Annotated in this window: 5 protein-coding genes; 3 read left to right on the top strand and 2 right to left on the bottom strand. The window is 73.8% G+C overall.

Annotation, left to right across the window (positions count from 1 at the left end; translation table 11 throughout):
• Positions 1–41 precede the first annotated feature (41 nt).
• The gene (gene tpx, locus ACFCY7_RS39245) at positions 42–542 is read right to left on the bottom strand and encodes a thiol peroxidase (protein ID WP_376490871.1); all 501 of its coding nucleotides are present in this window, start codon (positions 540–542) and stop codon (positions 42–44) included.
• A 238-nt stretch (positions 543–780) separates the two neighbouring features.
• Here tpx and ACFCY7_RS39240 point away from each other — a divergent pair, with 238 nt between their 5' ends.
• Positions 781–2,064, top strand: coding sequence for a ricin-type beta-trefoil lectin domain protein (locus ACFCY7_RS39240; protein WP_376490870.1), 1,284 nt, complete (start codon positions 781–783; stop codon positions 2,062–2,064).
• A gap of 204 nt (positions 2,065–2,268) precedes the next feature.
• Here ACFCY7_RS39240 and ACFCY7_RS39235 read toward each other — a convergent pair whose 3' ends face one another.
• Positions 2,269–3,051 carry a helix-turn-helix domain-containing protein gene (locus ACFCY7_RS39235; protein WP_376490869.1) on the bottom strand — a complete coding sequence of 261 codons (783 nt, stop codon included), beginning with the start codon at positions 3,049–3,051 and terminating at the stop codon, positions 2,269–2,271.
• Between the two features lie 91 nt (positions 3,052–3,142).
• Here ACFCY7_RS39235 and ACFCY7_RS39230 point away from each other — a divergent pair, with 91 nt between their 5' ends.
• The gene (locus ACFCY7_RS39230) at positions 3,143–4,048 is read left to right on the top strand and encodes a sulfite exporter TauE/SafE family protein (protein ID WP_376490872.1); all 906 of its coding nucleotides are present in this window, start codon (positions 3,143–3,145) and stop codon (positions 4,046–4,048) included.
• Positions 4,049–4,125: 77 nt separating this feature from the next.
• Positions 4,126–6,201, top strand: a complete 2,076-nt coding sequence (ligA, locus tag ACFCY7_RS39225; RefSeq protein WP_376490868.1) for an NAD-dependent DNA ligase LigA — start codon at positions 4,126–4,128, stop codon at positions 6,199–6,201.
• The last annotated feature ends 72 nt before the right edge of the window (positions 6,202–6,273 follow it).

Raw genomic sequence — 6,273 nt, 5'->3', positions numbered from 1 at the left:
GAGGGGCTCCTCGCGTGCGTCGCGGCCTGGGCCGCGGGTGACTACTTCAGGACCGCGAGGGCCGCGTCGTAGCTGGGCTCCTCGGCGATCTCGCCGACCAGCTCGGCGTGCAGGACCTGGTCGTTCTCGTCGAGGACGACGACGGCGCGGGCGGTCAGGCCGGCCAGCGGGCCGTCCGCGATCTCCACGCCGTAGTTGGTGTGGAACTCGCGGCCGCGGAGGGTCGAGAGGTTCTTGACGTTCTCGAGGCCCTCGGCACCGCAGAAGCGCGCCTGGGCGAAGGGCAGGTCGGCGGAGATGCAGAGCACCACCGTGTTGTCCAGCTCGCCGGCCTTCTCGTTGAACGCGCGGACCGAGGAGGCGCACGTCGGGGTGTCGACGCTCGGGAAGATGTTGAGGACCTTGCGCAGGCCCGCGAAGTCCTTCAGCGACTTGTCCGCGAGCCCCTCGGCGACGAGCGTGAAGTCGGGGGCCTGGCTGCCGGGGGCGGGCAGGGCGCCGTTGACCTGAACCGGGTTGCCCTTCAGCGTGACCTGGGCCATGGAAATCTCCTTCGGACGGTGTAAAGCGCAACGTGGCAATCGGGGGAATCGTACGGCGTACGGACCTGCGGAAACGAAACGGGCACCATCGGAGAGTCACGGCCCCGCACGGAGAGGCACCCCTCCTCAGGGTGGCAAGGGGTGCCGCAACCCTTGACGCCCTTTTAATTCATTCCTTAAATCATGGTCGCGATGAAGTGGCTCGACCCGTCCCCCCCACCCCACGGAAGAGAGAGTCATGCCCTCCTCCCGCTCACGCCTGCGACCGCTGACCACCGCGGTCACGGCCCTCACCCTGGCCCTGGCCGTCGCGGCCCTCGGCCCGGGCCCGGCAGGCGCGGCAGGCGACACCGCCCCCGCCCGGGCGGCCGCCCCCGCCGCCGAGGCGGCCGCCGTCACCTTCTCCGACGACTTCGACGGACCGGCCGGCTCCGCCGCGGACGGCACGCGCTGGCAGATCGAGACCGGCGACAACGTCAGCAACCACGAACGGCAGTACTACACGGCCGGCAACCGCAACGCCGCGCTCGACGGCCAGGGCCACCTGGTCATCACCGCCCGCAAGGAGAACCCGGGCAACTACCAGTGCTGGTACGGGAGGTGCGAGTACACCTCCGCCCGGCTGAACACCGCAGGCCGGTTCACCACCCGGTACGGACACGTCGAGGCCCGCATGAAGGTGCCGCGCGGCCAGGGCATGTGGCCCGCGTTCTGGATGCTCGGCGACGACATCGGCCAGGTCGGCTGGCCGAACTCGGGCGAGATCGACGTCATGGAGAACGTCGGCTTCGAACCCTCCACCGTCCACGGCACCCTCCACGGCCCCGGGTACTCGGGCTCCGGCGGCATCGGCGCCGCGTACACGCTGCCCGGCGGGCAGGCCTTCGCCGACGCCTTCCACACCTTCGCCGTGGACTGGTCGCCGGGTCGGATCACCTGGACCGTGGACGGCGCGGTCTACCAGACCCGCACCCCCACGGATCTCGGTGGCCGCACCTGGGTCTTCGACAAGCCGTTCTTCCTCATCCTGAACCTCGCCGTCGGCGGCTACTGGCCCGGCGACCCCGACGGCTCGACCGCCTTCCCCCAGCAGCTCGTCGTCGACCACGTCCGCGTCACCACCGCCGACGGCCCCGCCACCGCCGGTCCGATCACCGGCATCGGCGGCACGTGCGTGGACGTGGCCGGGGCGAACACCGCGAACGGCACCCCCGTCCAGCTCTACGACTGCAACGGCACCGCCGCCCAGCGGTGGACCGTGGGGACCGACGGCACCATCCGCGCCCTCGGCAAGTGCCTCGACGTCACCTCCGCCGGAACCGCCGACGGCACCCCCGTACAGCTCTGGGACTGCAACGGCACGGAAGCCCAGCGCTGGACCGCCAACGCCGCCCGCGACATCGTCAACCCCCGCTCCGGCAAGTGCCTCGACGCGACGGGCAACACCTCCGCCAACGGCACCCGCCTGCAGATCTGGACCTGCGGAGGCGGCGCCAACCAGAAGTGGACAGTGACGCGTTGACTGCCTGACACGCCCCCGGCCCGTCCGGCCGACCTCACCGGCTCCCGGCAGTTCGACAAGTGGCCCGTGCCCGGCTTCGGGCACCGGGTCGACGACGGCGGCCGTCAACACCTGCTGACCCGCTCCACCGGCCCTGGTCGGCCGCCGGCGCGGCGAGCCGCGCGCCCGATTCGAGGCCGGCGGCGCTGAGCGACGACCGGGGCCTCACGCTCCCCGGTGAGCTGTGCGGCTCGCCCCGAAGCGGGACGGGGGGAGACCGAAGGCGCGCGTGAAGGCGGCGGTGAAGGCGGCGGGGGAGGCGTAGCCGAGGCGCCCGGCGACCTCGGTCACCGGCGCGGTACGGAGCAGGGGGACGGCGGCGAGGAGCCGGGCACGGACCCGCCAGACGGCCGGGCTCTCGCCCGTCTCCGCACGGAAGCGCCGGGTGAAGGCCCGCTCGCTCTGGGCGGTACGGGCGGCCCAGTCGGCGTTGGTGACGGCGGCGTCCGGGGCGCCGAGGTACGCGCGGCACAGCGCCGCGAGGTCCCCGGAGGCGGGGATGTCGACGTGGAAGGGCAGCGGGGAGCGCGCGGCGATCTCGTGCAGCAGCAGCGTCACGACGGCGCCCTCCCGCCCGGCGACGCTGTACTCCGCCGGGAACTCGGCGGCGGAGAGCAGCAGTTCCCGCAGGAGCGGCGGGACGTCCACGACGGTGCAGCGGGCCGGCCACCACGGAACGGCGCCGGGCTCCACGTACAGGCTGCGGGTGCTCACGCCCAGCATCCGCACCCGGTGCAGCGTGGCGGCCGGGATGAGCACGGCCCGCTCGGGCGGGACGGTCCAGGTGCCGTCGGCGGTGTCGACGACCATCACGCCGGTCGCCCCGTACAGGAACTGCGCGCGCCGGTGCTCGTGCCAGTCGAGGACGTGCCCGGCCGGGTAGTCGGTGCCGATCGGCAGGACGGCCCGGTCGACGTGGTCGACCTCGTCCAGCGGGATGTTCTTCACCGGCCCACCGTACTGGCCGAGACGCGAAGGAACTCCGCCGACCATCGCATGCGGGCACGACCGGTGAGCTGATGGGCTTGGCCCCATGGACATGGACATGGTGGTGCTGATCGCGATCGGGCTCCTCACCGGGGCGACGACCGTGCTGTTCGGATTCGGCGGCGGCTTCGTCGCCGTCCCCGTCGTGGTGTGGGCGGACACCGCGCTCGGCACGGAGGCGATCCGCGTGGCCACGGCCACCTCCGCCCTGGTCATGCTGGTCAACGCGGCCTTCGCCACGGCCGTCACCCCGCGGCACGTCCTGCGCGCCCTGCGCGGCACCGGCCCTCTCCTGCCCCTGCTCGCGGCCGGTGCCTGCCTCGGCGCCTGCGCCACCCGCTTCGCCCCGCCCGCCCTCGTCCGCTGGGCCTTCGTCGGCTACGTCGCCCTCACGGCCCTCGACCTGCTGCTCCGCCCCGGCTTCCTGCGCCCCGCCACACGACCCGAGCCGGCAGCGGGGAACGCGTCGACGCGACCCGGAGAGGGCGGGGCGGACGCCGCGACGCGATCCGACGCGGGCGAGGCGGACTCGGCGACGCGACCCGGGGAGGGAAAGGCGGACGCCGGTCGGCCGCTGCCCGCCACGACAGGCCTGCCCATCGGCGCCGTCGCCGCCTTCCTCGGGGTGGGAGGCAGCGTCATGACCGTCCCCGCCATGCGCAGGGCAGGTCACCCCATGCGGCACGCGACCGCCCTGGCCAACCCCCTCACCCTCGCCATCGCGCTCCCGGCCGCCCTCGTCTCCCTCGCGGGCTCCCCGCCCCTCGCCGCCGCGACGACGCACTCCGGCCTCGTGGGGCTGGTCGACCCGTACGCCGCCGCCGCGCTGCTCCTCGGCGCCGTCCCCGTCATCGCGCTCCTCCGCCGCCGCCCGCCCCGCATTCCGGACCGCGCCCACGCCTGGTCGTACATCGGCCTGCTCACCGTCGTGGCGCTCGCGATGCTGCTGCGGAGCTGACGCCCCACCCGGGCGCCACCGGCTGAGCGGGCCCCGCGCAGGGGGCGTTGTCAGTGGTGTGAGCAAGGATGATCCCCATGACGATCACCTCCGCCGATGAGGCGCGCTCCGGCCTGCCCGGCATCACCAGCCCCGCCGCGTACGAGGCCGCCGTCGAGCGGCTGCGGGAGGCGTCCCGCACCTACTTCGGCGCGGGGTACAGCCTGATGGACGACGCGACCTACGACCGGCTGCTGGTGGCGGTGAAGACCTGGGAGGCGGAGCATCCCGACGCCGTCGTCGAGGGTTCGCCGACGGCCCGCGTGGCCGACGGCGCCGCGCCGGTCGGCGACGTCGCCCACACCACGCGCCTGCTCAGCCTCGACAACGTCTTCACGCCCGGAGAACTGGAGGCCTGGGGCGCCTCGTTCCGGCGCCGCCTCGGACAGGAGCCGACGGGCGGGTTCACCGTCGAGCCGAAGATGGACGGCGCGGCCGTCGCCGCCCGCTACCGCGACGGCCGGCTGGTGCAGATCATCACCCGGGGCGACGGCACGCAGGGCGAGGACGTCAGCCACGTCATCGGCACGATCGAGGGTCTGCCCGAGCGGCTGGCGGAACCGCTCACCTTCGAGGCGCGCGGCGAAGTCCTCTTCACCCAGGAGCAGTTCGACACCGCGAACGAGATTCGCGCGGCCCACGGCGCCGGTGTCTTCGCCAACCCGCGCAACGGCGCGGCGGGCACCCTGCGGGCCAAGGACCGGCCCTACCGCCTGGAGATGACGTTCTGGGCGTACGGCGCGGTCGGCCTCGACGACGGCGCGTTCCCGCCCGCCGGGGCCACGCACGCCGAGACCCTGGCCGCCGTCGAGCGGGCGGGAGTGCGGACGACGGCCGCGACCCCGGCCGGACTGCACGTGGTGGCCACCCTGGCCGAGGCCCAGCGGAAGGTCGACGCCATCGCCGCGATGCGCGCCGCCCTGCCGTTCGGCATCGACGGCGTCGTCATCAAGGCGGACAGCGCGGCCGAGCAGGCCGCCGTCGGGCTCGGCAGCCGCTTCCCCTACTGGGCCATCGCCTTCAAGCTCCCCGCCGTCGAACGGCAGACCGTGCTGCGCGACGTGATCTGGGAGGTCGGACGTACGGGCGTGCTCGCGCCCACCGCGATACTCGATCCCGTCGAGCTCGACGGCTCCACCGTCACCCGCGCCACCCTGCACAACCCCGCCGACATCCTCCGGCGCGACCTCCACCTCGGCGACACCGTGACGGTCCACAAGGCCGGCGACATCATCCCGCGCGTCCAGGCCGCCGTCGTCGAACTCCGGCCCCAGGACGCCGTACCGGTCCCGCTGCCGGAGGAGTGCCCGCACTGCGGCGGCGAGATCGACCGGAGCCAGGAGCGGTGGCGCTGCGGGAAGGGCACCGCCTGCGCGCTGGCCCCACTGATCGAGTACGCCGCGGGGCGCGACATCCTCGACATCGACGGCCTCGGCAGGAAGTACGTCGACGCGCTGATCGCCGGCGGCGAAGTACGGGACGTCGCCGACCTGTTCACCCTCACCGAGGAGCAGCTCACGGCCGCGTCCGGCAGCGCCAAGCGGGGCGCGAAGCTGGCCGAGCAGATCCTGCTCGCCAAGTCGCGGCCGCTCAGCCGGGTCTTCTGCGCGCTGGGCATACCGGGCACGGGGCGGAGCATGTCCCGGCGCATCGCCGCGCACTTCGGCACGATGGAGGCGATCCGCGCGGCCGACGCGGCCGTCCTCCAGGACGTCGAGGGCATCGGCCCGGAGAAGGCGCCGGTCGTCGTCGAGCAGGTCGCCGCGCTGGCTCCGGTGATCGACAAGCTGATCGCCGCCGGCGTCTCGATGACGGAGCCGCGGCAGGAGGGGTCCGAGGCGCCGGTCGAGGGACCGCTGACCGGGAAGACCGTCGTGGTCACCGGGAAGATGACCGGCCCGCTCGACGGCTGGGGGCGCTCCGAGATGGGCGCCCTGATCGAGAAGGCCGGCGGGCGGGTGGGCAGCGGCGTCAACTCGCGGACCACGTACCTGGTCGCCGCACCGTCCGCGAGCGGCAAGCCGAGTTCGAAGGCCGTCAAGGCCCAGGAGCTCGGCGTCGAGGTCCTCACCCCGGAGGACTTCGCCACCCTGGTCGCGGCCTGCCTGGACTGAGCCGCTGCGCGTCGCCGACGGCCTGCACCGAGTGCTGCGTCACGCCGACCGCCCGGACACTGTCCGGGCGTC

This window comes from Streptomyces sp. NPDC056361 (genome assembly GCF_042262805.1).
Taxonomy (GTDB): domain Bacteria; phylum Actinomycetota; class Actinomycetes; order Streptomycetales; family Streptomycetaceae; genus Streptomyces.
The sequence above is the reverse complement of the archived record's forward strand: the minus strand, read 5'-3'. Positions and strand labels throughout refer to the sequence as shown.